A 22,130-nucleotide genomic window follows, 5' to 3' on the forward strand; every position below is an offset into this window, starting at 1 on the left:
CTCGCGAGCCGCGACACTATGGGCTTCTGATTGACCGCACAAGGAAGCGATTGCGAAGCCGAGAGGATTGGCGTATATACTACAAGTATATACGGAAAAACGCGTGCCGCGTACCGCCAAAATCTTCCAATCCGGCAATTCGCAAGCCGTCCGTCTGCCGAAGGATTTTCGCTTCGACGTCAGCGAAGTCGAGATCTCGCGCGATGGCGACGCTGTGATTCTGCGCCCGGTGCAGACACGCGAGCCATGGGCTGGACTTAAAGCCGCGCAAGCGCTTGGATTTGACGAAACCTTTTCCCCCAATGGACGCGAACAGCCGGAAGAGCAGCATCGTCCCGAGCTCGACGACCTGTTTGAATGATCCAGCATTTTCTCGATACGAACGCCGCCATCACGCTCATGAACTATCGACCTGGTCGATTGTTTGCTCGCGTTGCCGCCGCTCCCGAAAAATCCGTCGCCGTATCCGCGCTCGTCGTGCACGAACTTCTCTATGGCGCGATGCGGAGCGCGAAGATCGAGCTGAACCTTAAGCGCATTCGGCTTTTCTTGACCGACATCCCTGTCTTCCCGTTCGATGCCGAGGATGCGCGTGTCGCTGGCGAGGTCCGTGCGGTTTTGGCGGCGCGCGGCACGCCAATAGGACCCTACGACGCGCTCATCGCGGCGCAAGCAAAGGTCCGCAATCTCACCGTCATCACCAACAACGTCCGCGAATTCTCACGCGTCGACGGTTTGCGCATCGAAGACTGGAGCGCGGCTTAACCGCGCCGCCGCATGAAGGCGAAAGCCGCGAACATCACGACGATCACGCCGGCAAGGCCGAACCACGTCAGCGCGTATTCGAGGTGCTTGTTAGGCAAGCTCACCGTCAACGTTCCGGCTTTTGGGACGCCGCCGGCCGGCGTCGGTGATTCGAGATCGATGTAAAACGGCGCAGTGAGATCGACGCCCTTCGCGGCCGCGATCGCGAAGTGATCGCGCAGAAACCAGATGTTATGCGCCGGATCGTCGGCCGGCGTGAACGTGCCGCGCGGCTCCGGCCAGCGCATCACACCGGTGAGATCGACGATGCCCTTCGTTTGTCCCGGTGAGCGCTGCGCCGGATCTTTTGCGGCTTCGGGCACAAAGCCGCGATTGACCATGATGATGCTGCCGCCCGGCAGCTGCGCCGGCGTGATCACCCAATAACCCGGCCCGGATACATCGGGCCGAAGCGCGGACGGAGACGCGTAAACCAGTGCCTCCTTGTCGTGTAGGAACTCAGCCGGGAAGGTAACGCGTTTGAACTCGGCAGCCTGCGCATTGAGATCGCGCCACATCGAGCGCGACGGCAGCTGCGCGGCCGGCGCGGCAAGCCGCTCCTGCAACGCCGCGATGAGACCTTCTTTCCACGCCTTGCGTTCGAGCTGCCAATTGCCGAGCGCAAGGCACGCGGCCAGCGCGACGATCGCGGCTAGCGCCGGAATGAGCAAACCGCCACGACGCTGCTTACGCATCACGGGGCGTCCCTGTCAGTGAGACGGCCTTCGCGCGCCTGAAAGTGATACTGAAGCGCGATGAGCAGCCCCTTGAGTGGCCGCAACGGACCGACGCAGACAACGACGGCGAGTGGTCCCCACAGGACCGCATGCACCCACAGCGCGGGTGCATATTTGACCTCGGTGATCAGCGCGGCGGCGGCGAGGATCGCGCCCGCGATAAGAATGACGAAAACGATCGGCCCATCGCCCGCATCGGCAAAGCTGAAGTCGAGACCACAGGTCTCGCAGCTCGGCTTGAGCGTCGCGAAGCCGGCGAACAACTTCCCTTCGCCGCAGCGCGGACAGCGGCCCGCGAGGCCGCGAAATGCGGCCGTTGTGGTCGAAGGGACCGGATATTCCATGGCTCGTTCCGTAAACGATTCGCCGCAAAACAAAAGGGGCGGCTCAAGGCCGCCCCTTCGATAACTCCAGAGCGCCCGCGAGATCAGTGCGCGGCAGCGCCGACGACCGGGCCGCCGTAGCCCCACACGTAGATCGCGGCGAAGAGGAAGATCCACACCACGTCGACGAAGTGCCAGTACCAAGCGGCAAATTCGAAGCCGAGATGCTGCTTCGGTGTAAAGTGACCGGCGTAGGCGCGCGCCAGGCAAACGATCAGGAAGATCGTGCCGACCAGAACGTGGAAGCCGTGGAAGCCGGTCGACATGAAGAAGACCGCGCCATAGACGTTGCCCGCGAAGGCGAAGTGCGCGTGGCTGTATTCATAGACCTGCACGCAGGTGAACAGCGCACCGAGGATGATCGTGCACCACAAGCCCTTCTTGAGGCCTTCGCGGTCGCCATGCAGCAGCGCGTGATGCGCCCAGGTGACGGTCGTGCCCGAAGTGAGCAGGATCAGCGTGTTGAGCAGCGGCAGATGCCACGGATCGAACGTCTCGATGCCCTTCGGCGGCCAAACGCCACCGATCAGCTCAGTGCGGACGACTTCCTTCGCGGCATTCGGGAACAGCGCGACGTTGAAGTAAGCCCAGAACCACGCAACGAAGAACATCACCTCGGAGGCGATGAAGAGGATCATGCCGTAGCGATGATGCATCTGCACCACGCGGGTGTGATCGCCCTTGTGCTGCGCTTCGTTGATAACGTCGCGCCACCAGCCGGCCATCGTGTAGAGCACGCCGACGAAGCCCGCGATGCCGACGATCGCGGCGCCCGGGAACATCTTGTGCATCCAACCGATCGCACCGACCGCCATGATGAATGCGGAGATCGAGCCGATCACCGGCCACGGGCTGGGGTCGACCAGGTGATAATCGTGATGCTTTGCGTGGGCGTCCGCCATCGTCGTCTCCGCTCTCAAAATTCCTAGCGCGTTTCCGGCGCGCTTGTCTGCGATGTCTTCACGCGCGAAGGCTCGCGCACGGGGTAGAAAGTGTAGGAAAGAGTGATCGTGTTGAGCCCGTCATGCTCAGCGTCTTCCGCGAGCTTGGGGTCGACGTAAAAAACCACTGCCATCTCGCGCTTTTCGCCGCGCGCGAAGGTCTGCTCCGTGAAGCAGAAGCAGTTGATCTTGTGAAAGTGGATGCCGGCCGTCAGCGGCGTGACGTTGTATGAGGCTTGCCCCGTCGTCTCGCGCGCGGCCTGGTTGGTCACCGTGTAGTAGACCGTGACGACTTCGCCGAGCTTGACCTTGATCGTGTTCTGCTCGGGTTCGAACTGCCACGGCAGGCCCGGCATAACGTTGGAGTCGAAGCGCACCGTCATCGTACGCTCGAGCGTCTGCGTCGGCGCCGCGGTGGCAACCTGCGTCGTGCCGCCGAAGCCGGTCGTGCGGCAGAACCAATCGTAAAGCGGCACTGCCGCGTAGGACGCGCCGACCATCAGCGCAACGAAAGCGCCGCAAGCGGCCGCGACATACATGTCGCGCCGTGTGGCTTTGCGTTGCGGTGTTGGTTGGCTCATCGCGCGATCTCTACAGCGGCCGCTTGAGCACGCCCGGCCCAAGCTTGGCGACGGTGACGAAATACATCAGCACCACGAAGGCACCGAGCAGCAGCGCGATCGCAACCGAGCGCCGGCGACGGCGCTTCTTCTGTTCCTCGGTGAGGACGATACCTTGATTGCGGGTTGGCTGATCCATCCATTGCGCCATCAAAGTGCGAAGGCGCGTGCGCCTTGCTCGACGAGCAGGGCTGCAAACAGCGCAAAGAGATAAAGGATCGAGAAGCCGAACAGGCGATAGCCGTCGCGATGCGGCGGCGCATCGGCGCGCGGGCGCCAAACGCACCACGCGAGATACAGCATCACGATGCCGCCGACGATCGCAGTCGCGCCGTAGATCCAGCCGGCGCGGCCGAACCAGAACGGCGTCATGCCGAGCGGCGCGAGCAAGATCGTGTAGAGCAGAATCTGCAGCCGCGTGACGCGATCACCCGCTATGACGGGGAGCATCGGCACGCCGGCGCGCGCATATTCACCGGCGCGCGCGAGGGCGAGCGCCCAGAAGTGCGGCGGCGTCCAGAAGAAGATGATGAGGAACAGCAGGATCGGCTCGATATCGAGGCCACCGGTCTTTGCGGCCCAGCCGATCACCGGCGGGAAAGCACCGGCGGCGCCGCCAATGACGATGTTCTGCGCCGTCGAGCGCTTCAGCCACATCGTATAGACGACCGCGTAGAAGAAGATCGTGAAGGCGAGCAGGGCGGCTGACAGAACGTTGACGGTGAGGCCAAGCGTCACGACCGAGAACACCGAGAGCGTGAGGCCGAAGCCGAGCGCTTCGCCGCGCGTCACCTTGCCGGCCGGGATCGGACGCTTCTGCGTTCGCGTCATGATCGCGTCGATATCGGCGTCGTACCACATGTTGAGGCAACCGGCCGCGCCGGCACCGACCGCGATGCAAAGCAACGCCGTAAAACCGATCACCGGATGGATCGAACCTGGCGCGACCATCAGGCCGACGAACGCCGTGAAGACGACGAGCGACATCACGCGCGGCTTCAGCAAAGCGAAATAGTCCGCGACGTCCGCGCCGCCGTCATAGGCGAGCTGAGTCTCTTCGGATGCGGCTGTTGTCGATAGTTCCGTCACGTCGTCTTTCCGGTCTTGGTCGGTAGGCAGTCGGCAGTCGACGTATTCGACTGACTTACTGCCGGAGCCCGACTGTCCGATTCTGATCTATCGCGATGAGAGATCAGAATGAGACAGTCGGGGAGCGGACGACTGCCCACTCCCCACTGCCGACTTACTACTTGATCTTCGGCAGAACCTCGAACTGGTGGAACGGCGGCGGCGACGTCAGCGTCCACTCGAGGGTCGTGGCGCCTTCGCCCCACGGATTGTTGCCGGCCGGCACCTTGCGGGCGAAAGCCTGGAACACGCCGAACAGGAAGATCAACACCGCGAAGCCCGAGATGTACGAGCCGATCGAGGAGATGAAGTTCCAGCCTGCGTATGCGTCCGGATAGTCGGCGTAGCGGCGCGGCATGCCGGCGAGGCCGAGGAAGTGCTGCGGGAAGAACACCAGGTTGACGCCGACGAAGGTGACCCAGAAGTGCAGCTTGCCGATGAAGTCCGAATACATGTAGCCGAACATCTTCGGGAACCAGTAGTACCAACCCGCAAAGATCGCGAACACGGCACCGAGCGACAGCACGTAGTGGAAGTGCGCGATGACGTAGTAGGTCTCCTGCAGCGATCGGTCGATACCGGCGTTGGCGAGCATAACGCCCGTGACGCCGCCGACGGTGAACAGGAAGATGAAGCCGATCGACCAGACCATCGGCGTCTTGAACTCGATCGAGCCGCCCCACATCGTGGCGATCCACGAGAACACCTTCACGCCCGTCGGCACCGCGATCACCATCGTGGCAGCGACGAAGTAGGCCTGCGTCGCCGTCGACATGCCGACCGTGTACATGTGGTGAGCCCACACGACAAAGCCGATGCCGCCGATCGCGACCATCGCGTAGGCCATGCCGAGATAACCGAACACGGGCTTGCGCGAGAAGGTCGAGACGATCTGCGAGATCATGCCGAAGCCCGGCAGGATCAGGATGTACACTTCGGGGTGGCCGAAGAACCAGAACAGGTGCTGATAGAGGACCGGGTCGCCGCCCTTGTCGGCCGCGAAGAACGCGGTGCCGAAGTTGCGGTCGGTCAGCAGCATCGTGATCGCGCCGGCGAGAACCGGCAGCGAGAGAAGCAGCAAGAACACGGTGACCAGAATCGACCACACGAACAGCGGCATTTTGTGCAGCGTCATGCCGGGTGCGCGCATGTTGAAGATCGTGGTGATGAAGTTGATCGCGCCGAGGATCGACGAAGCGCCCGCGATATGCAGCGAGAGAATGCCGAAGTCGACGGCCGGACCCGGATGACCCGAGGTCGAGAGCGGCGCGTAGAGCGTCCAGCCGGCGCCGACGCCGTTTCCGCCCGGCTCACCTTCGACAAACATCGAAATAATGAGCAGCGCGAACGAAGCCGGCAGCAGCCAGAACGAGATGTTGTTCATGCGCGGGAACGCCATGTCGGGCGCGCCGATCATCAGCGGGACGAACCAGTTGCCGAAACCGCCGATCATCGCCGGCATCACCATGAAGAACACCATGATGAGGCCGTGACCGGTCGTGAACACGTTGAACATGTGCGCGTCGGAGAAAATCTGCATGCCCGGATACTGCAGTTCCATCCGGATGCCGATCGACAGCGCGCCACCGATGATGCCCGCGACGATCGCGAAGATCAGGTACATCGTGCCGATGTCTTTGTGGTTCGTCGAAAAGACGTAGCGGCGCCAACCGGTCGGGTGGTGCGCGTGATCGTCGTGTGCGTGGTCGCCTGCGCCGTGCTGAACGGGTGTTGCTGTGGCCATCTTAAAATCCTCGTTCCGCAGCGTTACTGAGCGTTGGTCGCGGCGGCGAGTTGGTTCGCCGGCGCAGTCGTATCGGTCGCGTATTTCTTCTTCGCCTCTTCGATCCAGGCGTTGTAGGCCTGCTCGGAGACGACATGGAGTTCGATCGGCATGAAGGCGTGATCCTTGCCGCAGAGCTCGGAGCACTGGCCGTAATAGACGCCTTCCTTCGTTGCCTTGAACCACGTCTCGTTGAGGCGGCCCGGGATCGCGTCGATCTTGACGCCGAAGGCCGGCATCGCAAAGGCGTGGATCACGTCGGCGGCGGTGACTTGCACGCGGACGACCTTGTTCACCGGAACGACGAGCGCGTTATCGGCGGCGAGAAGACGCGGGCGACCCTTGAGGTCCTTCTCATCGCGCACCATCAGAGAGTCGAATTCGAACTTCTGGTCCGGATACGTGAAGCTCCAGAACCACTGCTTGCCGGTCGCCTTCACGGTGACTTCGGCCGCCGGCAGATCGAGCTGCAGGAAAAGGAGCTTAAAAGACGGAACCGCGATCGCGAGCAGGATCAGCACCGGCGCCAGCGTCCACACGACTTCGAGGCCGGTGTGATGCGTCGTCTTGCTCGGCACCGGGTTGGCCTTGGCGTTGTAGCGCCACATCACCCAACCGAGCAGCGCCATCACGAACAGCGTGATGACCGTGATGATGATGAGCACGTAGTTATGGAACCAGCGGATATCGTCCATCACCGGCGATGCGGACTGCGAGAGCCCCATCTGCCAGGGCTCCGGAAATCCGATCGCCCAAGCAGCGCTCGTAAAAGCCGCGCTTGCCATCAACGGCAAGATCAAGATCGCGGCGAGCGCTCCAAGAATTTTGCGCATTGCCCCGCGCGCCCCATTGTCCGTCCGCATAATTGCCAAAACTCCGTCACGGCCTTGTCGGCCCGCTTGGTCCCCGGCCCCTTGGCGAACGCCGCTCGCGGCCGAAATTAGGCCGTTTCAAACGCTCCGCCTCGGGATCGCCACGCTCGTGTCAAACCACAATTCAAGAAATGCCGCAACGGACGATGTGCACCGCAAGAAGCGCTTACGCCACAATCCGATGCACAGTTGTTTGAAATCATCTTGAGGCAGCGAAAACGCAGCATTCCGGCTACAATTTTGGCGCGTCCCGCCGATCAAATCCGCGTTGCCTTGAGCGCCTCATGAGGGTACCTGTGAGGGCAATGGACGCGGGATGTTGCCTTACTGATTCGGCACCGAAACGGAACCGTACTGTTCACACCAAATCGGAAGCTTTGATGCAGCACTATCCATGGTTGCGAGCCGGGCTGATTGCAGCCTTCGCCCTCGGTCTTTTTGCCGCCCCGGCGAGCGCGCAGGGCACGGTAAAATCTGTCCACGGCGATTGGCAGCTTCGTTGCGACACGCCGCCTGGCGCGCAGAGCGAGCAATGCGCTTTGATCCAGAGTGTGACGGCCGAGGATCGCCCGAACGTCGGTCTGACCGTGATCGTGCTCCGCACCGCCGACCAGAAGAGCCGTCTGATGCGCGTTCTTGCGCCTCTTGGTGTTTTGTTACCGTCCGGCCTTGGTTTGAAGATCGACAATCAGGATGTCGGCCGCGCCGGCTTCGTCCGCTGCCTACCGAACGGGTGCGTCGCCGAGGTTGTGATGGAAGATAATCTCATTTCGCAACTTAAGACTGGACAGGCCGCCACCTTCATCATCTTCCAGACGCCGGAAGAGGGTATCGGTATCCCAGTGAGCCTCAAAGGGTTCGGCGAAGGCTTCGACAAGCTGCCCTGACTAGCTGTCCGGCCGAGCTGTACGAACTCAAACGAAAACGGCCGCCCTGGAGCGGCCGTTTTGCATTTGGTGGTCGGCGTTGGCTTTAAGCGACGCCGTCGCGATGCTCGCCCCCGGCCGTTGCAGCCCAGTAGGCAGCACCCGCCGCGATGATCGAACCCGCCGCGATCAGGAAGGCGAGGATGATCGCCGCCTTGCGCGCCTTGTCGGCCGCCTGCTTCGCGCTCTCTGCGGCAGACTTCGCTTCCGCGATCGCGGCGTCGACGCGCTTGCGGGCTTCATCTTCGCTGACTCCGCTGCGTGCCGCGACGACACGCACGAGGTACGTCTTGTCGTCTTCGCTCACGCTGCCGCGCATCGCCGAAGCAGCGAAGATGCGAGCTACACTTGCGCGCGCGTCTTCACCGGTGCCTGCGTTGTTCGCGGCGCGCGGATCCGCACGCATCAAACCGTCGGTGATCGCCGACAGCTGATCCGATGACACTTGGCTCGCCGCGCTGCGCATACCAGCGCCGGCGGCAGGTGCTGCCATCGCGGCGGCATGACCCGTCACGGCTGCGGCCGTGCGGCCCGCGCCCGACGCGATCGAAGCTGCGATGAACGCGCCGACCAAGATGCCGACGGCCCACATCGCAAGACCATGTGCGCCATCGCGTGCAGTGCGCTCATCGAGTGTCAGCGCCGTATGCGTGACACGGCGGAAGCGACCGGCAAAATAACCGCCGAGCGTGAATGAGCCGATCATCACGACGAGCACCCAAAACGCGCCAGCGGCCGAGATCGTCGTCGCGGACGGATTGTTGCTGCTAAACGGCGAGACGGACGCGAGCCCGATCGCCGCGCCGAATGTGAAGAGAACGAAGGACAGCGCGGCCGCGACGACTGCACCGGAAAGGATTGCCGCCCAGTCCATTACGGACGCGGTCGATGGCGCTGCCGGCGGCACCGCTACGATTGTTGTGTCGGTCATTGTCATGCCCTCAACGCAGACCGAGCAAAGACAGGACCGCAAGTATGATGACGATGAGGCCGACGATGTAGATAATTCCGTTCATGGTGAACTCCCCACAAGTGTTGTGTGGAGACCCAACGCGGTCGTCACTACTTCGTTGCCTATCGTTGCGGCATTTTTAGCTGCCGGTTTGCGCGTTTGCGTACGGTGCAGCTTATCCAGACTTGCGTGATGCGTTGCGTTTGCGCGTTGCCGCGGCTTTCTTTGCGGCGGCCGAGCGTTCCGATTTCGGACGCGCCCCCGCAGCACGCCCACCAAGTTTGCCGCCACGCTTCGACGCCGGATGTCCGGTCTTCTTGCCGCGGCCTGAGCCGCCAGGATTCTTCCCGCCGCCGTCGTCTTTGTTAACGGTCGCCCACGCACGGCTCTTGGCTTCTTCTTTTGGCACACCGCGTTTGCGATAGCCCTCTTCGATGTGCTCGGCTTTGCGCTCTTGCTTGTCGGTGTATTTCGATTTGTCTCCGCGTGGCATGGCTGCACTCCCGATTGTTTCGATGACAAACGAAGAGGTCGCGCGAAGTTCCTGCGCGACATTTTGCGACATCTTGCTGCGGCGCGGAACCGGCGTGATCGCCGGCGCGTTGTCTCAACATCACGCAGTCGTTTTTCATATTGAACACATGGAGTTTCGTCATGGATTGGAATCGCGTCGAAGGAAATTGGAAGTCGATGAAGGGCAAGATCAAGGAGCAGTGGGGCAAACTCACTGACGACGATCTCGACGTCATCGAAGGCAAGCAGGACCAGCTCGAAGGCAAGATCCAAGCGCGCTACGGCTACGCGAAGGATCAGGCCAAGAAAGAAGTCGAGACGTGGTACGGCACGCAGAAGTGGAATTAATCCGCTTCGGATGAAATACGGAAAAGCCCGCTACGGCGGGCTTTTTTGTTGCGCTGTGTTAACCAGCGTACGGATCATGTTGGCAGTCTAGCCACGTGTGTGACAACGCGATTTCAAGACCGAATCCATGACGATCATGTGATGCGAAGGCCCTGGCGAGAGCAGCATCGAGACATTTAGTTCTCGCTATCCGCCGCCGTCACGCGCATACTACGCAGGTGGGGTGGAATGCATCGAGCGGTCTAAACACCGCGTGCTCGCGTCCTGAGAAAGGGACTGCGATGGAACCGACAGACAAAGCGCAGGCCAATAGAAATCTCGCAGCGGAGTCTCTGCGACTCTCGCGACAGAAGCAGCGTGAACCTAGCGAGCGCGAGCTCGATCTGCGGCTTGCCAAAACCTACAAGAGCCTCGCGGAAAGCCGCGAGTATTTGGAGCGCGCCGCGGTCGAGGTTGGGAAGCGGACGACCGAGAGGCCCATCCCTCCATCACAGCCCGACGCTCACAACGACGCTTGAGATTGTTCAGCTACGGCAGCCGCCGCGTTAGCGCGTCGAGCCGGCCCCAGAAAAAATCCTCGCCCGGATATCCTTCGATGCGGCCGATCTCACGGCCGCCTTCGGCGAGCACGAATGTCGGCGTGTAGATGATGCGGCTTGCGAGCGTAGTACCGCTGCGCGCTTGATCGCCGATGTCGAGTTCGCGGATCGGCGCGCGTTTGCCAATCGCGGTCTTCGCATAGATCGGCCCGATCGCGCGATCCCATGCGGCGCACCACGGACATGCGGCTTGCCGGAACATCAGAAGTTCTGCGGCGGATGCGGGGAGGCTGCTCAGCAGACAGAGAAGCGCGAATAGCGCGGCGCCGCCTGGCGTGCGCATCACTTATTCACCGGACTATCCGGGCTCATCAGCAGCGCGACGAGATCCTTGATTTGCTCGACCGACAGAACCTTGTTGCGGCCGAAGCGCGGCATCAGCGAACACGGATAGATCGCCTGCGCGTTGTAGATCTTCTCGTACAATTCCTTCGCGGCCTGCTCCTTGAAATCGCGCAGCTTGCCGTATTCGCGCAACGTCGGCCCGACAGTGCCGTACGAGAGTTCCTTCTGCGTGATCTCGTGACAGCCGTAGCAATTGCCGCCATGCGCCTGCCGCGCCGGATAATCCGAGAAGCGCAGGCCATAACCGGATTGCGCGACGCGCTCGCCCTTCTGCCAATCGCCAAGGAATTTTCCGTCCGCCGGATATTCGATCGTTGCGCGCTCGCGCTTTTCGATCGAAGCCGCGATCTCTTTCGGCGGCGAATTATCGTGCGCCGTGCATTGCGCCAGCGTCTCGTCGGGATCGAGGCGCGGCTTGAACGTCTCGTTGGCGCCAGGAAATGCGGCCGTGATGGAGGCATCGACGCGCGCTTTGTCGATCTGCTGCGCGCTCGCCGGAGCGACGAACGCGAGTGCGAGAAGGAGTGCGAGTTTTTTCATGTCGCGCTCCCTCAGCGCTTGATCGACGGGGCGGTGATCTCGCCGCCTTGCGCGTTCTTCACCAGATACGAAATCAGCGCGACGGAGACTTCCGAGCCGAGCTCGAGCTCCGGCATGCGCATCTGCCAATAGCAGTCATAAAGGCGATGCTGCATCGTCATCACGTGCGTGGATGAGACGCGATAGGCCGGCCATTCGCCGATCACGGCTTTGGCTTCCTTCGGGTCTGCGAGATACGGCAGGCCCTGCAGGCGAATGCGCTTGCCGGCTTCAGCGTGGCACGTCGTGCAGGCGAAATCGAACGGGCCCGAGCGGCGATTGAAGATCGCCTTGCCGAAATCGACCGCGTCCTTCTCCTTGGCGTGCTCGAATTTGGCCGCGAAGGTCATGCCGTTCGACTTGCTGGCGACATAGGTCGCGATCGCGCCGAGTTCTTTCACGGGCTGGCCGCCGCCCGGATGCGGGCGCTTGACGAGGTCGGCTTTGTTGAAGCCCTGCAGCTTCTCCATGCACCAAAGGATGCGCGTTTCCGCATCCATCACGCGGTCGGCGTCGGTGAAATAGCGCGGCAGTTCTGCGAATGCACCGTCAACGACACCCGGACCTTTGCCGAGATCGCATTTCTCGAGGCTTGCATTGTTGGGACCGCGCGCCGCCGTCCAGAGCGATTCGCCGCGATCGACGTCGAGCAATGCCGGATTGCTCCACGGGTCTTCTTTCATCATGCGGCGATACTTTTCCAGCGCCTGCTCGGTGGCGTCTTGAGCTATGGCTGGCGCGGCACTCAGCGCAAATACGAGCGCGAGCGCAATTCGACTGACTTTCAAGTGGCGTCCCCTCGACGGTCTTAAATCGTGAACCCCATCGGGCCCGGCAAAGTTCAGAATTCCGGATATATGCAAATTTTGCAATAGGTGGTTGCGTGCGGGCGAAATGGTGCGCTGCCAGATAGCTTTCGACTTCGCGGCCGCTGTATGAGGAGCGTTGCCGGACTTCTTGAATGCAACCTTCCCTTCTCGACAGCAAGCAAGCGTGGGGCGTCACCAGCGTCTGCGTCGCGATCCTCGCGTGCGGCTATGGCGCACCCTGGCTGCTGACCGTTGCGCTGAAGAATGTTGCGGCCGAGATGGGCGGTCAGCGCTCTGTTCCGGCCTTCGCCAACGCGCTCGCCTGGTTCGGTGCCGGCGCCGGCGGTTTGTTGATGGGGCGCCTCGCCGATCGCATCAGCATGCGTTGGACGGCGCTCTGCGGAACCGTGATGATCGCAGTCGGCCTGATGATTTCGTCGCAGTCGGGACGCTATGGGCTCTACGCCGGCCACGGCATTTTTATCGGCTTGTTCGGCATCGGCGCGCTCAATGCGCCGCTCGCCGTTTATGTTACGCGATGGTTCGAGCGGCGGCGCGGCTCCGCCCTCGCGCTGATTTCGTCCGGTTCGTATCTTGCCGGCACTGTCTGGCCGCCGATCTTCGAACGCCTGATCGGCTCGGTCGGCTGGCGGCAGGCGATGTTCACCTTCGCGATCGTCCAGCTTTGCATCATCGCGCCGCTCGCGCTGTTTTTCCTGCGTCCCGCGCCGGAGACGATCGTGGTCACGGCCGCGCCAGGCACCAGCCAGGAAACGCCGCGTGTCTTCGGTTGGCCGCCGAATGTCGTCTTCGGCATGATGATGCTCGCGAGCTTTCTCTGCTGCGTGACGATGTCGATGCCGCAACAGCACATCGTCGCTTTCTGCAGCGATCTCGGCATCCGCCCGGCCGCGGGCGCGCTGATGATCTCTGTGTTGCTGGGTGCCGCCTTCGTCGCGCGCCAAGCCTGGGGCGCGGTGTCCGATAAGATCGGCGGGCTCAACACGCTGATCGTCGGCTCGGCCGCGCAGATCGTCACCATGACGGGATTTCTGCTGACCCACAGCGAAGCCGGATTGTTCACGGTGTCGTTTTTGTTCGGCCTCGGCTTCGCCGGACTGATCCCGGCCTACATGCTGGCGGCGCGCGATCTTTTCCCGCCGCGTGAGGCGTCATGGCGCATACCGGCGCTCTATCTCTGCACTGGGCTCGGCATGGCGACCGGCGGCTGGCTCGCCGGCTACATCTACGATCAGGCGGGCTTCTATGCGCCCGCCTTCGCGACCGGCATCGCTTTCAATGCGGTGAACTTCATCGTCCTTGCGACGCTCGTTTGGCGTCAGGTCAGCACGTCGCGAACGCGCTAAGCCGAATTCCGTCCGTAATCCGCCAGCACCTGCGGGCCGATGTCGGAAATTGTCGTGCAGCCCGCGAGCGCCATCGTGATGTCGAGCTCTTTACGCATCACGTCGAGGCACGTGGTCACGCCGGCTTCGCCCCCCGCACCAAGGCCGTAGAGGAATGCGCGGCCGATCAGCGCCGCTTTCGCGCCGAGCGCGAGCGCGCGGAATACGTCCTGGCCGGTGCGCACACCGCCGTCGAAAAGAATTTCCGTCTCGCTCCCGATCGCGTCCGCGATGCGCGGCAACGCCGAGATCGATGAGGGCGCGCCGTCGAGCTGACGGCCGCCGTGGTTCGATACGACGATACCGTCACAGCCGATCTTCGCCGCGATCCGCGCATCCTCGATGTCCAGAATGCCTTTAAGGATCAGCTTGCCGGGCCACTGATCGCGGATCCACTCGAGATCCTTCCACGACAGCGTCGGATCGAACTGACTCGCGACCCAGTGGCCAAGCGAACCGACGTCGTCCATGCCTTTGACATGCCCGACGAGATTGCCGAACGAGCGGTTCTTCGTTTGCAGAATTTTCCACGCCCATGCGGGCTTCGTCGCGATGTCGATCAGGTTGGCGATCTTCATCTGCGGCGGCACCGTGAGGCCGTTCTTGATGTCGCGGTGACGTTGACCGGTGACGACGAGATCCGCCGTCACCATCAGCGCCGAGCATTTCGCGTCGAGCGCGCGCTTGATCAGCGCCTTGATGAAATCGCGGTCGCGCATCACGTAAAGCTGAAACCAAAACGGCTTCGGGTTCGCGGCCGCGACCGCCTCGATCGAGCAGATCGACATCGTCGACAGCGTGAACTGCGTGCCGGCGTTGTGCGCGGCGCGGCAGGCGAGAATCTCGCCGTCGGCATGCTGCATGCCGGTGAGGCCGGTCGGCGCAAGGATGATCGGCGAGGAAAGCTTTTCGCCGAGCACCGTCGTTTCGGTCGAACGTTTATCGACGTCGAGAAAGACGCGCTGACGCAGTTTGATTTTCTGCAAATCGTCGCGATTGGCACGCAGCGTATCCTCGGTATACGAGCCGTGATCCGCATATTCGAAGAACATGCGCGGCACGCGGCGCTTCGCCAGCAGCCTCAGATCTTCGACACAGGTGATGTCTTTCATTTCCGCCCCGCGTTTAACCTTTTGGCCGATTTAGCACGGGATGCGGCGGAAAACAGTACCGAAGCGCTGGGAACCGGGGCGCTCTGCCACACGTTGGTAGTTTGATCCGCATCCAAGGGAGTACGAGGGATGAACGCCGCACAGGCTAAGCCGAAAGAAAAAACCAAGGAAGAGCTCGATAAGGAGCTCGACAAGGCGCTGGAAGATTCCTTCCCGGCCTCCGATCCGCCGAAGCCGTCGCAACCGACCGGCACTGAGCCGACCGGCGATCCCAAGCATAGGCCGTAAGACTTCGGCGGTCCCGCGCGCTATCGCATCGCGCGCGGGAACCAGAGGGCGATCTCGGGCCACATGATCAGCAGCGCCAAGCAGATGATCTGAATGAACATAAATTCGAACATGCCGCGGTAGATGGTCCCGAGACTCCACTGCGGCACGACGTTTTTCAAATAGTAGGCGGACATCGCGACCGGTGGACTGAGGAATGCGGTCTGCAAATTGACCGCGACCAACGCGCCGAACCACAGCATCAGTTCCGGCTTCGACAGCCCGAGATCGAGTTTCTGCACGACCGGCAGGCAGATCGGTAGAAACACCAGAATGATCGCGGGCCATTCGAACGGCCATCCCAGAATGAATAGGAACAGCATGATCAGCAGCAACTTGCCGGTGTCCGGCAGCGGCACGTTGAGCAGGGTGTTCGCGATCAGGTCTGATGCGCCGAGCTTCGTGAACACCGCGCCGAACACATTCGACGCGACGGCGAGGAACAGCACCATGCTGGACGTCACCATCGTGCCGATAGCAGCGTTTTTTAGCGCCTTCGGCGTCAGCTTACCGTAGAGCAGCGCGAGGAGCGTCGCCCCGGCGGCGCCGCAAGATGCGGCTTCCGTTGCGGTCGCAAGCCCCATCAGGATCGTGCCGAGCGTGAACGCGATGAGGCCGGTGAGCGGCAGCACGCCGATGACCAGCTCGCGCAAGATTATCTTGATATCGGTGACGCGTTCTTCCATCGGCACGGCAGGGCCGAGCGATGGATTGAAGTAGCTGCGCGCCAGACAATAGATCGCGTAGAGCGCGGCAAGCAGGAAGCCCGGACCGAACGCGGCAGCGTACAGAAAGTTCACCGGAACGCCCATCGTCGGCCCCATGACGACAAGCATCACGCTCGGCGGGATGAGGATGCCCAGCGTGCCGCCGGCCGCGATCGCGCCGGCCGAAAGCCGCGCGTCGTAGCCCGCTTTGATCATGATCGGGCCCGCCATGATGCCGAGCACTGTCACGGCGGCACCGACGATGCCCGTTGCCATCGCGAAAATCGTCGCCGTCAAAATGACCGCGAGATAAAGCGCGCCGCGCACCGGCGCGAGCATGTTGCGCAGCGCGAGAAACAGCCGCTCCATCAGACCGGCTTGTTCGGTCATGAAGCCCATGAAGATGAAGAGCGGCACCGCAGGGAGGATGTCGTCCTTCATCGTCCCCCAAATCTGCAGATAGGCGAGATTGAAGGTGAGGTCGTGTCCGAGCCCCAACGAGCCGAACACAAGCGCGATGAAGAGCAGTGTGAACGAAATCGGAAAGCCGATGAAGATGACGCCGATCATCGACGCCATCATCAGAAGGCCGAGTACGACTTGCCACGTCATTGCGGTCAGACCTCGACCTTCTCGTGGTGCACGAGCGCCGTACCGGTGCGCGCGGCCCACAAGGATTTCATCAATTCGGAGACGCCTTGGAACATCAGCAGGAGCGCCGCGAGCGGGATGACGGCGCGCATCGGCCAGATGATCGGCTGCCACGTCGATAGCGTTGATCGCTCCTCGATCTCCATCGCGTAGAGAAAATCGTCGAACGAGAAGTAGAAAAGTATCGCCATCGTCGGAAAGAAGAAAACGATGAACGCGATGCTATCGATCACGCCTTTCTTCCGGTCCGAGAATTTGTCCCAGAACATGTCGGTGCGGACATGCGCGCCTTTGAGCAGCGCGTAAGCCGCACCGAGCATGAACAATGCGCCGTAGGACATCACGGTGATGTCGGACGCCCAGACGGTCGGTTGCTTGAGGAAGTAGCGCATGATGACTTCGATCGTGTTTGAGAGCACGAGCGGGATGATCAGGCATGCGACGATCCCGCCGACGATCGTTGTCGTACGATCGATGGCGCGGATCGTGCGCATATAGGCGCGAGACGGCGTAGCCATAGAGCCCCCGTGAGTTGGCGAGCCGTCTATTTTGCTTCAGGCCAGTAGTGATCGGCGCTGAGTTTGTATTCGGGGTGCGTGTAGCGTTTGGTCGGCACCACTTTGCTCGCGTAACTGCGCTGCGACTCGAGCACCTTCTTGAAGAACGGATTCTTCGCTTCTTCGTCCTTCGAGATCTGGTCCCACACTTCGAGCGTCTTCTTCAGAATGTCTTCAGGCGTTCGCTGGACGTTCACGCCATGCTTCTCGCGCAGTTCTTTCACCGCATTGGCATTGCGCAAGTTCATGTTGAGATACGCCCGCAGCGACGCTTCGAACGCTGCCGTCTTGATGATCTCTTGATGTTCTTTCGGCAGTGCCTTCCAAACATCGCCGTTGATCAGCATTTCGAGTGTGGTCGCCGGCTCATGCGTCGACGTGACGTAAAAATTCTTCCACACGGTCTGGAAGCCGATCTGCATGTCTTCGGCCGGGCCGACCCATTCGGCGCAATCAATCACGCCGCGCTCGGCGGACGGAATGATTTCGGCGCCCGGAAGGTTGACGGTGGCCATGCCGGACTTGGAGAAGACCTCGGCCGTAATGCCGGTCTGGCGGCACTTGCGGCCCTTCAAGTCGTCCCAGTTCTTGACCGGATTCTTGAACCAGCCGAGCGCCTGCGGTGACGCGACCGTCAGCGGAATTGGCACGATGTTGCGTTTGAGAACGTCTTGATAAAATTCACGGAAGAGCTCGGCGCCGCCGCCGTCATTCACCCAGCCAAGATAATCGAGCGTATCCATGCCGAATGGACCGCCGGGTGCAGGGCCGAACAACGTCGCGGCGCGATTGCGCCCGAGCCAGTAAGCCGTCGCCGAATGCGCGCCGTCGATGACTTTCTTATGCGTCGCGTCGAGCACTTCGAACGCCGGCACGACAGAACCGACCGGCATCATTTCGATTTCGAGTTTGCCGCCGGACAGCGCTTTGACGCGCTCCGTGAAGAACACGGCGTTCTCCTGGAACATGCCGGATGGCGGGAATGATGATTGAAAGCGGAGTTTCGTTGTTTGGGCTTCTGCTGTTCCACCGAGGCCGAAAGCGAGCAGGATCGCGCCGAGCGCGGCAAGCGCACGAGTCGTCATGAGCACTCCTCCTTGTTGCGTCGGCCATTTTTTGTTGTTGGGAGTGGCCGATCGCGAGCGGCTCTTCGTCCGCTCTTAAGTAGGAGTATTCCTGTGTTTCAGAAACCCGGCAAGGCGCTTTCCGCCGCATGCATGGTGCGCTGCGATCAGTCGTCGCCGACAAACGTCGTTCAGTTCGAGATGTTGCTCAGCTCAGACCCAGCGCAGCGATGACAGCCGTCGCGACCGTCGCGATCGCGGCTTCTTGTTTGGTCTGATCGACGGTCGCTCCGGTCAGATAGACGGTCAGAATGATCGGCTGTCGCCCGGACGGCGACATGATTGCAATGTCGTTGCTCGTGCCGCGCGGGCCTGTCCCGGTTTTGTCGCCGGCGGACCAGCCCATCGGCAACGATGCGCGAATGCGGTTCTTACCTGTCGCGCTTTCGCGCATCCAGGTCGAGAGCTGTTCGCGCGAGCCGATCTTCAGCACATCGCCGACGAGAATTTTGCGCATGTCTTCGGCCATCGCGCGCGGCGATGTCGTATCGCGTTCGTCACCGGGCGCGACATCGTTGAGATCCGGCTCGGTGCGGTCGAGCCTTGTGATCGTGTCGCCGATCTTGCGCGCGAAGGCGGTGAGGCCCGTAGGTCCATCCAACGAAGCGAGCAGAAGGTTTGCGGCTGTGTTGTCGCTTTGCGTGACGGCGGCTTCGCAGAGCTGAGCGATCGTCAGACCGGCAGCGTCGCCGGCGCGTTGTTCCGTCATCGGTGAATGCGGCAGAAGCTCCGCCTTCTCGAACCGAACGCGCCGCGCGAGATTCTCTTCGCGCGCGTCAGCCTTCGCCAGCACGGCGGCGGCGAGCAGGAATTTGAACGTGCTGCACATCGGGAAGCGTTCGTCGCCGCGATGGAAGGCCGTCTTGTCGGTCTGTAGATCGAGCAGGCCGACGCCGAGGCGCCCACCGGTGCTTTTCTCAATTTCGGCCATCACGTCTTCGAACGTGCGGCCCCAAGCCGGGCGGAATGCCAGCTGCCCCGCCAAAAGGGCGGTCCCTGCACCTAAAATCGCGTGGCGGCGTGTGATCACGGCCGGCTCCCTCAAATTGTCGGCCCGCAAGAAACGCTCAAATTGCGGGCGGCTTAAGGCCCCCCAACGGGGCCTAGTCAGCCGGGTGGCGATTATCCCCCTGGATGGTAAGAAAATCGGAAAGATTCCGCCTGGCGGGTGTCGGCTGCTGCCGGACCCGTACGTCCTAGTCACGAAAAGGGAATTCCCGATGCAGTACGCCATCCTCTGTTACCACGACGAGAACGTCACCAGCGCCTGGACCAAGGAGCAGGACGACGCCGTCATGGAAAAACTCAAGAAGGTGCAGGAGCCTCTGGCCCGTGCCGGCAAGCTCGGGCCGGTCGCCCGCCTGATGCCGACCACGGCGGCGACGACGCTCCGCAAGACCCAGGAGCCCCCGCTCATCATCGACGGCCCGTTCGCCGAAACCAAGGAGCAGCTCCTCGGTTTCTATCTAATCGACGTTCAGAACCTCGAGGAAGCGCTGCAGATCGCGCAGGACCTCGGCAAGGTCAATCCGGGCGGCGTGTACGAAATCCGCCCGGTCGGTTACTTCAACCGCGGCGCATTCCCGGAGGCTGTAGGCGCGTGACCGACCTCGACTGGATCAACACGGCGCTCACTCAGTCGCGCCCGCAGGCGGTTGCCGCCCTGCTACGCTATTTTCGCGATCTCGACACCGCGGAAGAAGCGTTCCAGGAAGCTTGCCTGCGTGCCTTGAAGAACTGGCCCGAAAACGGCCCGCCGCGCGATCCAGCCGCTTGGCTCATCATGGTCGGCCGCAACTCGGCGCTCGACGGCAAGCGCCGCACGTCCCGTCAGGTCGAACTGCCGGAAGAGGATAAGATCTCCGAGACTGGCGACGCCGAAGCCGAGATCGCGGATCGCATCGATGACTCGCACTATCGCGACGACATCCTGCGGTTGCTGTTCGTCTGCGCGCATCCGGATTTGCCGATCGCGCAGCAGATCGCACTGGCGCTCCGCATCGTCTCCGGCATGTCCGTGAAAGAGATCGCGCGCGCGTTCCTCGCCAGCGAAGCCGCGATCGAACAACGCATCACGCGTGCCAAGCGCAAGATCGAAGAAGCCGGCGTGCCGTTCGAAACGCCCGGTCCCGTCGAGCGATCCGAGCGTTTGGCGACCGTTGCCGCGATGCTCTATCTGCTGTTCAACGAAGGCTATTCGGCAAGCGGCGGCGAAGCGCATATCCGCGGCGCGCTCTGCGACGAAGCGATCCGCATCGGCCGCTTGCTGCTGCGTCTCTTCCAGACGGAACCTGAAATCATGGGCCTCACGGCACTGATGCTGTTGCAGCATGCGCGCACGCCGGCGCGCCTCGACGCGCAAGGCCAGATCGTGTTGCTCGACGATCAGGATCGCACGCGCTGGGATCGGAAGATGATCGGCGAAGGCCTCGCGCTCGTCGACAAGGCAATGCGGCATCGCAAGCCGGGCCCTTATCAGATCCAAGCCGCGATCGCCGCAACGCACGCGCAGGCGAAGAAGCCGTCCGATACGGACTGGGGTCAGATCGAAGCCCTGTATGGCGCGCTCGAGCGCATGCAGCCGTCGCCCGTCATCACGCTCAACCGCGCGGTTGCGGCCTCAAAAGTGCGCGGCGCGGAAGCCGCGCTCGGCATCATCGAGCCGCTGGCCGGGCCGCTCGGCAACTACTTCCACTTCCACGGTCTTAAGGGCGGGCTGTTGATGCAGCTCGGCCGCCACGACGAGGCGCGCGAGTCGTTCGACCGCGCGATCGCGCTCGCCAACACGGCGCAGGAAGCCGCGCATATCCGCATGCATATTGATCGGCTGATCCGCGAAAGCGCGAAGGCGTCGTGAACCTTTGCCTTGGTCATTCCGGGGCGCGATCCGCGAAGCGGGCGCGAGCCCGGAATCCATATCCCCGTGCGTTTGATCGGGTGTCCTGGAATATGGATCCCGGCCCGAGCGGCTCGCTGCGCGAGCTGTGCTCGGCCGGGATGGCCAGCGGTAGCGGCTACTGACAGGTTCGTGCCAAACCATTGCTATCTTGTGGCCACTCCGCTGACATTGCCGGCGGGAAACCTGACCAACTGACCAAAAACGCCACGAAAAAAATCCGCTCTGTGCCCGAAACATTTTCGCGCACGATGTCGGGAGCGCGTCGGCGTCTGCGTCCTTAGGTCGTGAACACGATGCAGAGAGACCTTACGATGTCACACTCGCTCAGCACTGCCGATCGCCGCACCCACGGCAAGATTCTCGTAGTCGCATCTGCCGTCGCCGGCATAGCGATCTTCGCGGGATTTGGTCTCGGCCATGCGCCGCGCGCCGAGGCCATCGCCAAGCGCGATGTCGCGCAGGGCGTCGTCAAAGCCGCGAAGCCGACCGCGACTGCGTCTCGCTTCTACGTCGTCCTTCGCTGAACGAATTCAATTCAATCACCACCCATAAACGAGACATATTCATGAGCACGAAAATCTTCGTCAATTTGGCCGTCAAGGATCTCGAAAAGTCGAAGGCCTTCTTCGGCAAGCTTGGCTACACGTTCAATCCGCAATTCTCCGACGACACCGCAACCTGCATGATTATCTCGGACGACATCTACTCGATGCTGCTCACCGAGCCGAAATTCAAGCAGTTCGCGACGAAGCCGCTGGTCGATGCCCACAAGGCAACCGAAGTGCTCATCGCGCTGTCGCAGGAGAGCCGCGAGGCCGTGGATAAATTGGTCGACACCGCGCTCGCATCCGGCGGCACCGAACCGCGCCCGGCCGACGATCACGGCTTCATGTATCAGCGCTCATATGCGGACCTCGACGGCCACGTCTGGGAGATTTTCTGGATGGACCCGAAGTTCGCCGCCGGTGAAGCCCCGGCTGCTTAAACGCTCAGGGCAGCCAAGAATAT

28 protein-coding genes are annotated in these 22,130 nt (G+C 61.9%); 10 read left to right on the forward strand and 18 right to left on the reverse strand.

The genetic code is table 11. The annotated features are described in order from the left end of the window. Window positions 1–103: 103 nt before the first annotated feature. Together GJW30_RS06470 and GJW30_RS06475 are read left to right on the forward strand one after the other, a co-directional pair. Window positions 104–361 carry an antitoxin gene (locus tag GJW30_RS06470; protein WP_096358694.1) on the forward strand — a complete coding sequence of 86 codons (258 nt, stop codon included), beginning with the start codon at window positions 104–106 and terminating at the stop codon, window positions 359–361. Beyond that, entirely contained in the window at window positions 358–765 is a 408-nt protein-coding gene (locus GJW30_RS06475; RefSeq protein WP_096353179.1) for a type II toxin-antitoxin system VapC family toxin, read from the forward strand. The genes GJW30_RS06470 and GJW30_RS06475 overlap by 4 nt, the downstream gene beginning before the upstream one ends. Here the strand turns inward: GJW30_RS06475 and GJW30_RS06480 are convergent. From GJW30_RS06480 to coxB, 8 genes are all read right to left on the reverse strand, one after another. Then, on the reverse strand, window positions 762–1,499 hold the full coding sequence (locus tag GJW30_RS06480; protein WP_096353182.1) for an SURF1 family protein: 738 nt from the start codon (window positions 1,497–1,499) through the stop codon (window positions 762–764). The genes GJW30_RS06475 and GJW30_RS06480 overlap by 4 nt on opposite strands. Continuing rightward, window positions 1,499–1,885 carry a DUF983 domain-containing protein gene (locus tag GJW30_RS06485; protein ID WP_096353185.1) on the reverse strand — a complete coding sequence of 129 codons (387 nt, stop codon included), beginning with the start codon at window positions 1,883–1,885 and terminating at the stop codon, window positions 1,499–1,501. The genes GJW30_RS06480 and GJW30_RS06485 overlap by 1 nt, the downstream gene beginning before the upstream one ends. An 83-nt stretch (window positions 1,886–1,968) precedes the next feature. Further along, on the reverse strand, window positions 1,969–2,826 hold the full coding sequence (locus tag GJW30_RS06490) for a cytochrome c oxidase subunit 3 (protein WP_096353187.1): 858 nt from the start codon (window positions 2,824–2,826) through the stop codon (window positions 1,969–1,971). A 23-nt stretch (window positions 2,827–2,849) separates the two neighbouring features. Then, complete coding sequence (locus GJW30_RS06495; RefSeq protein ID WP_096353190.1) at window positions 2,850–3,446, reverse strand: cytochrome c oxidase assembly protein; 597 nt, start codon at window positions 3,444–3,446, stop codon at window positions 2,850–2,852. Between the two features lie 10 nt (window positions 3,447–3,456). Then, window positions 3,457–3,636 carry a hypothetical protein gene (locus tag GJW30_RS06500; RefSeq protein ID WP_096353193.1) on the reverse strand — a complete coding sequence of 60 codons (180 nt, stop codon included), beginning with the start codon at window positions 3,634–3,636 and terminating at the stop codon, window positions 3,457–3,459. Further along, entirely contained in the window at window positions 3,636–4,574 is a 939-nt protein-coding gene (locus GJW30_RS06505; protein ID WP_096353196.1) for a heme o synthase, read from the reverse strand. The genes GJW30_RS06500 and GJW30_RS06505 overlap by 1 nt, the downstream gene beginning before the upstream one ends. Window positions 4,575–4,731: 157 nt before the next feature. Continuing rightward, complete coding sequence (ctaD, locus tag GJW30_RS06510) at window positions 4,732–6,357, reverse strand: cytochrome c oxidase subunit I (protein ID WP_096353199.1); 1,626 nt, start codon at window positions 6,355–6,357, stop codon at window positions 4,732–4,734. Window positions 6,358–6,380: 23 nt separating this feature from the next. Next, complete coding sequence (gene coxB, locus GJW30_RS06515; protein WP_096353202.1) at window positions 6,381–7,229, reverse strand: cytochrome c oxidase subunit II; 849 nt, start codon at window positions 7,227–7,229, stop codon at window positions 6,381–6,383. A 419-nt stretch (window positions 7,230–7,648) separates the two neighbouring features. Between coxB and GJW30_RS06520 the strand changes: the two genes are divergently transcribed. After that, window positions 7,649–8,155, forward strand: a complete 507-nt coding sequence (locus tag GJW30_RS06520) for an invasion associated locus B family protein (RefSeq protein WP_096353205.1) — start codon at window positions 7,649–7,651, stop codon at window positions 8,153–8,155. Between the two features lie 85 nt (window positions 8,156–8,240). Here the strand turns inward: GJW30_RS06520 and GJW30_RS06525 are convergent, their stop codons facing one another. Together GJW30_RS06525 and GJW30_RS06530 are read right to left on the reverse strand one after the other, a co-directional pair. Next, a complete protein-coding gene (locus GJW30_RS06525; RefSeq protein WP_096353208.1) occupies window positions 8,241–9,125 on the reverse strand; it encodes a hypothetical protein in 885 nt (294 codons plus the stop codon). Window positions 9,126–9,321: 196 nt separating this feature from the next. Beyond that, window positions 9,322–9,639 carry a plasmid stabilization protein gene (locus GJW30_RS06530; RefSeq protein WP_096358695.1) on the reverse strand — a complete coding sequence of 106 codons (318 nt, stop codon included), beginning with the start codon at window positions 9,637–9,639 and terminating at the stop codon, window positions 9,322–9,324. A 161-nt stretch (window positions 9,640–9,800) separates the two neighbouring features. Between GJW30_RS06530 and GJW30_RS06535 the strand changes: the two genes are divergently transcribed. Further along, window positions 9,801–10,007, forward strand: coding sequence for a CsbD family protein (locus GJW30_RS06535; RefSeq protein ID WP_096353210.1), 207 nt, complete (start codon window positions 9,801–9,803; stop codon window positions 10,005–10,007). 528 nt (window positions 10,008–10,535) lie between these two features. Here GJW30_RS06535 and GJW30_RS06545 read toward each other — a convergent pair. From GJW30_RS06545 to soxA, 3 genes are read right to left on the reverse strand one after another with little or no spacing between them, the layout of a single operon-like run. Further along, a complete protein-coding gene (locus tag GJW30_RS06545) occupies window positions 10,536–10,889 on the reverse strand; it encodes a thioredoxin domain-containing protein (protein WP_245408676.1) in 354 nt (117 codons plus the stop codon). Further along, a complete protein-coding gene (gene soxX / locus GJW30_RS06550) occupies window positions 10,889–11,491 on the reverse strand; it encodes a sulfur oxidation c-type cytochrome SoxX (RefSeq protein WP_096353215.1) in 603 nt (200 codons plus the stop codon). Before soxX ends, GJW30_RS06545 begins: the two co-directional genes overlap by 1 nt. Window positions 11,492–11,502: 11 nt before the next feature. Next, window positions 11,503–12,318, reverse strand: a complete 816-nt coding sequence (gene soxA / locus GJW30_RS06555; protein WP_096353218.1) for a sulfur oxidation c-type cytochrome SoxA — start codon at window positions 12,316–12,318, stop codon at window positions 11,503–11,505. A gap of 173 nt (window positions 12,319–12,491) precedes the next feature. Here soxA and GJW30_RS06560 point away from each other — a divergent pair, with 173 nt between their 5' ends. Continuing rightward, entirely contained in the window at window positions 12,492–13,706 is a 1,215-nt protein-coding gene (locus GJW30_RS06560; protein ID WP_096353220.1) for an MFS transporter, read from the forward strand. Here GJW30_RS06560 and GJW30_RS06565 read toward each other — a convergent pair. After that, window positions 13,703–14,857 (reverse strand): alpha-hydroxy acid oxidase, encoded by a 1,155-nt coding sequence (locus GJW30_RS06565; protein WP_096353223.1) that lies wholly within the window; start codon window positions 14,855–14,857, stop codon window positions 13,703–13,705. The genes GJW30_RS06560 and GJW30_RS06565 overlap by 4 nt on opposite strands. Window positions 14,858–14,986: 129 nt before the next feature. Between GJW30_RS06565 and GJW30_RS22820 the strand changes: the two genes are divergently transcribed. Beyond that, window positions 14,987–15,145 carry a hypothetical protein gene (locus GJW30_RS22820; protein ID WP_165391611.1) on the forward strand — a complete coding sequence of 53 codons (159 nt, stop codon included), beginning with the start codon at window positions 14,987–14,989 and terminating at the stop codon, window positions 15,143–15,145. 20 nt (window positions 15,146–15,165) lie between these two features. Here the strand turns inward: GJW30_RS22820 and GJW30_RS06570 are convergent, their stop codons facing one another. The 4 genes from GJW30_RS06570 to bla form a co-directional block, all read right to left on the reverse strand. Further along, a complete protein-coding gene (locus GJW30_RS06570) occupies window positions 15,166–16,503 on the reverse strand; it encodes a TRAP transporter large permease (protein ID WP_096353226.1) in 1,338 nt (445 codons plus the stop codon). Window positions 16,504–16,508: 5 nt separating this feature from the next. Next, complete coding sequence (locus GJW30_RS06575; protein ID WP_096353229.1) at window positions 16,509–17,060, reverse strand: TRAP transporter small permease subunit; 552 nt, start codon at window positions 17,058–17,060, stop codon at window positions 16,509–16,511. 26 nt (window positions 17,061–17,086) lie between these two features. Beyond that, window positions 17,087–18,184: a TRAP transporter substrate-binding protein gene (locus tag GJW30_RS06580; RefSeq protein WP_096353232.1), complete on the reverse strand. Its 1,098-nt coding sequence runs from the start codon at window positions 18,182–18,184 to the stop codon at window positions 17,087–17,089. Between the two features lie 187 nt (window positions 18,185–18,371). Next, window positions 18,372–19,253 carry a class A beta-lactamase gene (gene bla / locus GJW30_RS06585; RefSeq protein WP_245408677.1) on the reverse strand — a complete coding sequence of 294 codons (882 nt, stop codon included), beginning with the start codon at window positions 19,251–19,253 and terminating at the stop codon, window positions 18,372–18,374. 190 nt (window positions 19,254–19,443) lie between these two features. On the opposite strand from bla, the gene GJW30_RS06590 reads away from it, so the two are divergent. The 4 genes from GJW30_RS06590 (at window position 19,444) to GJW30_RS06605 (ending at window position 22,107) form a co-directional block, all read left to right on the forward strand. Next, complete coding sequence (locus tag GJW30_RS06590) at window positions 19,444–19,827, forward strand: YciI family protein (protein ID WP_096353238.1); 384 nt, start codon at window positions 19,444–19,446, stop codon at window positions 19,825–19,827. After that, window positions 19,824–21,080 (forward strand): RNA polymerase sigma factor, encoded by a 1,257-nt coding sequence (locus tag GJW30_RS06595; RefSeq protein WP_096353240.1) that lies wholly within the window; start codon window positions 19,824–19,826, stop codon window positions 21,078–21,080. The genes GJW30_RS06590 and GJW30_RS06595 overlap by 4 nt, the downstream gene beginning before the upstream one ends. Before the next feature lie 353 nt (window positions 21,081–21,433). Next, window positions 21,434–21,646, forward strand: coding sequence for a hypothetical protein (locus tag GJW30_RS06600; protein ID WP_096353243.1), 213 nt, complete (start codon window positions 21,434–21,436; stop codon window positions 21,644–21,646). 41 nt (window positions 21,647–21,687) lie between these two features. Next, on the forward strand, window positions 21,688–22,107 hold the full coding sequence (locus GJW30_RS06605) for a VOC family protein (RefSeq protein ID WP_096353245.1): 420 nt from the start codon (window positions 21,688–21,690) through the stop codon (window positions 22,105–22,107). The last annotated feature ends 23 nt before the right edge of the window (window positions 22,108–22,130 follow it).

Origin of the sequence: Variibacter gotjawalensis (assembly GCF_002355335.1) — a bacterium.
GTDB classification, from domain to species: domain Bacteria; phylum Pseudomonadota; class Alphaproteobacteria; order Rhizobiales; family Xanthobacteraceae; genus Variibacter; species Variibacter gotjawalensis.

What these genes read in the sequence shown, in the direction of transcription:
- GJW30_RS06600 (WP_096353243.1), top strand. Translation starts at nt 21,434, where the DNA reads ATGTCACACTCGCTCAGCACTGCCGATCGCCGCACCCACGGCAAGATT.
- GJW30_RS06580 (WP_096353232.1), bottom strand. Translation starts at nt 18,184, where the DNA reads ATGACGACTCGTGCGCTTGCCGCGCTCGGCGCGATCCTGCTCGCTTTC.
- GJW30_RS06475 (WP_096353179.1), top strand. Translation starts at nt 358, where the DNA reads ATGATCCAGCATTTTCTCGATACGAACGCCGCCATCACGCTCATGAAC.
- GJW30_RS06480 (WP_096353182.1), bottom strand. Translation starts at nt 1,499, where the DNA reads ATGCGTAAGCAGCGTCGTGGCGGTTTGCTCATTCCGGCGCTAGCCGCG.
- GJW30_RS06560 (WP_096353220.1), top strand. Translation starts at nt 12,492, where the DNA reads ATGCAACCTTCCCTTCTCGACAGCAAGCAAGCGTGGGGCGTCACCAGC.
- GJW30_RS06545 (WP_245408676.1), bottom strand. Translation starts at nt 10,889, where the DNA reads ATGCGCACGCCAGGCGGCGCCGCGCTATTCGCGCTTCTCTGTCTGCTG.
- GJW30_RS06570 (WP_096353226.1), bottom strand. Translation starts at nt 16,503, where the DNA reads ATGACGTGGCAAGTCGTACTCGGCCTTCTGATGATGGCGTCGATGATC.
- GJW30_RS06490 (WP_096353187.1), bottom strand. Translation starts at nt 2,826, where the DNA reads ATGGCGGACGCCCACGCAAAGCATCACGATTATCACCTGGTCGACCCC.
- GJW30_RS06530 (WP_096358695.1), bottom strand. Translation starts at nt 9,639, where the DNA reads ATGCCACGCGGAGACAAATCGAAATACACCGACAAGCAAGAGCGCAAA.
- GJW30_RS22820 (WP_165391611.1), top strand. Translation starts at nt 14,987, where the DNA reads ATGAACGCCGCACAGGCTAAGCCGAAAGAAAAAACCAAGGAAGAGCTC.
- GJW30_RS06575 (WP_096353229.1), bottom strand. Translation starts at nt 17,060, where the DNA reads ATGGCTACGCCGTCTCGCGCCTATATGCGCACGATCCGCGCCATCGAT.
- GJW30_RS06535 (WP_096353210.1), top strand. Translation starts at nt 9,801, where the DNA reads ATGGATTGGAATCGCGTCGAAGGAAATTGGAAGTCGATGAAGGGCAAG.
- coxB (WP_096353202.1), bottom strand. Translation starts at nt 7,229, where the DNA reads ATGCGCAAAATTCTTGGAGCGCTCGCCGCGATCTTGATCTTGCCGTTG.
- GJW30_RS06605 (WP_096353245.1), top strand. Translation starts at nt 21,688, where the DNA reads ATGAGCACGAAAATCTTCGTCAATTTGGCCGTCAAGGATCTCGAAAAG.
- GJW30_RS06525 (WP_096353208.1), bottom strand. Translation starts at nt 9,125, where the DNA reads ATGACCGACACAACAATCGTAGCGGTGCCGCCGGCAGCGCCATCGACC.
- GJW30_RS06590 (WP_096353238.1), top strand. Translation starts at nt 19,444, where the DNA reads ATGCAGTACGCCATCCTCTGTTACCACGACGAGAACGTCACCAGCGCC.
- GJW30_RS06520 (WP_096353205.1), top strand. Translation starts at nt 7,649, where the DNA reads ATGCAGCACTATCCATGGTTGCGAGCCGGGCTGATTGCAGCCTTCGCC.
- soxX (WP_096353215.1), bottom strand. Translation starts at nt 11,491, where the DNA reads ATGAAAAAACTCGCACTCCTTCTCGCACTCGCGTTCGTCGCTCCGGCG.
- ctaD (WP_096353199.1), bottom strand. Translation starts at nt 6,357, where the DNA reads ATGGCCACAGCAACACCCGTTCAGCACGGCGCAGGCGACCACGCACAC.
- GJW30_RS06485 (WP_096353185.1), bottom strand. Translation starts at nt 1,885, where the DNA reads ATGGAATATCCGGTCCCTTCGACCACAACGGCCGCATTTCGCGGCCTC.
- GJW30_RS06565 (WP_096353223.1), bottom strand. Translation starts at nt 14,857, where the DNA reads ATGAAAGACATCACCTGTGTCGAAGATCTGAGGCTGCTGGCGAAGCGC.
- GJW30_RS06500 (WP_096353193.1), bottom strand. Translation starts at nt 3,636, where the DNA reads ATGGCGCAATGGATGGATCAGCCAACCCGCAATCAAGGTATCGTCCTC.
- GJW30_RS06495 (WP_096353190.1), bottom strand. Translation starts at nt 3,446, where the DNA reads ATGAGCCAACCAACACCGCAACGCAAAGCCACACGGCGCGACATGTAT.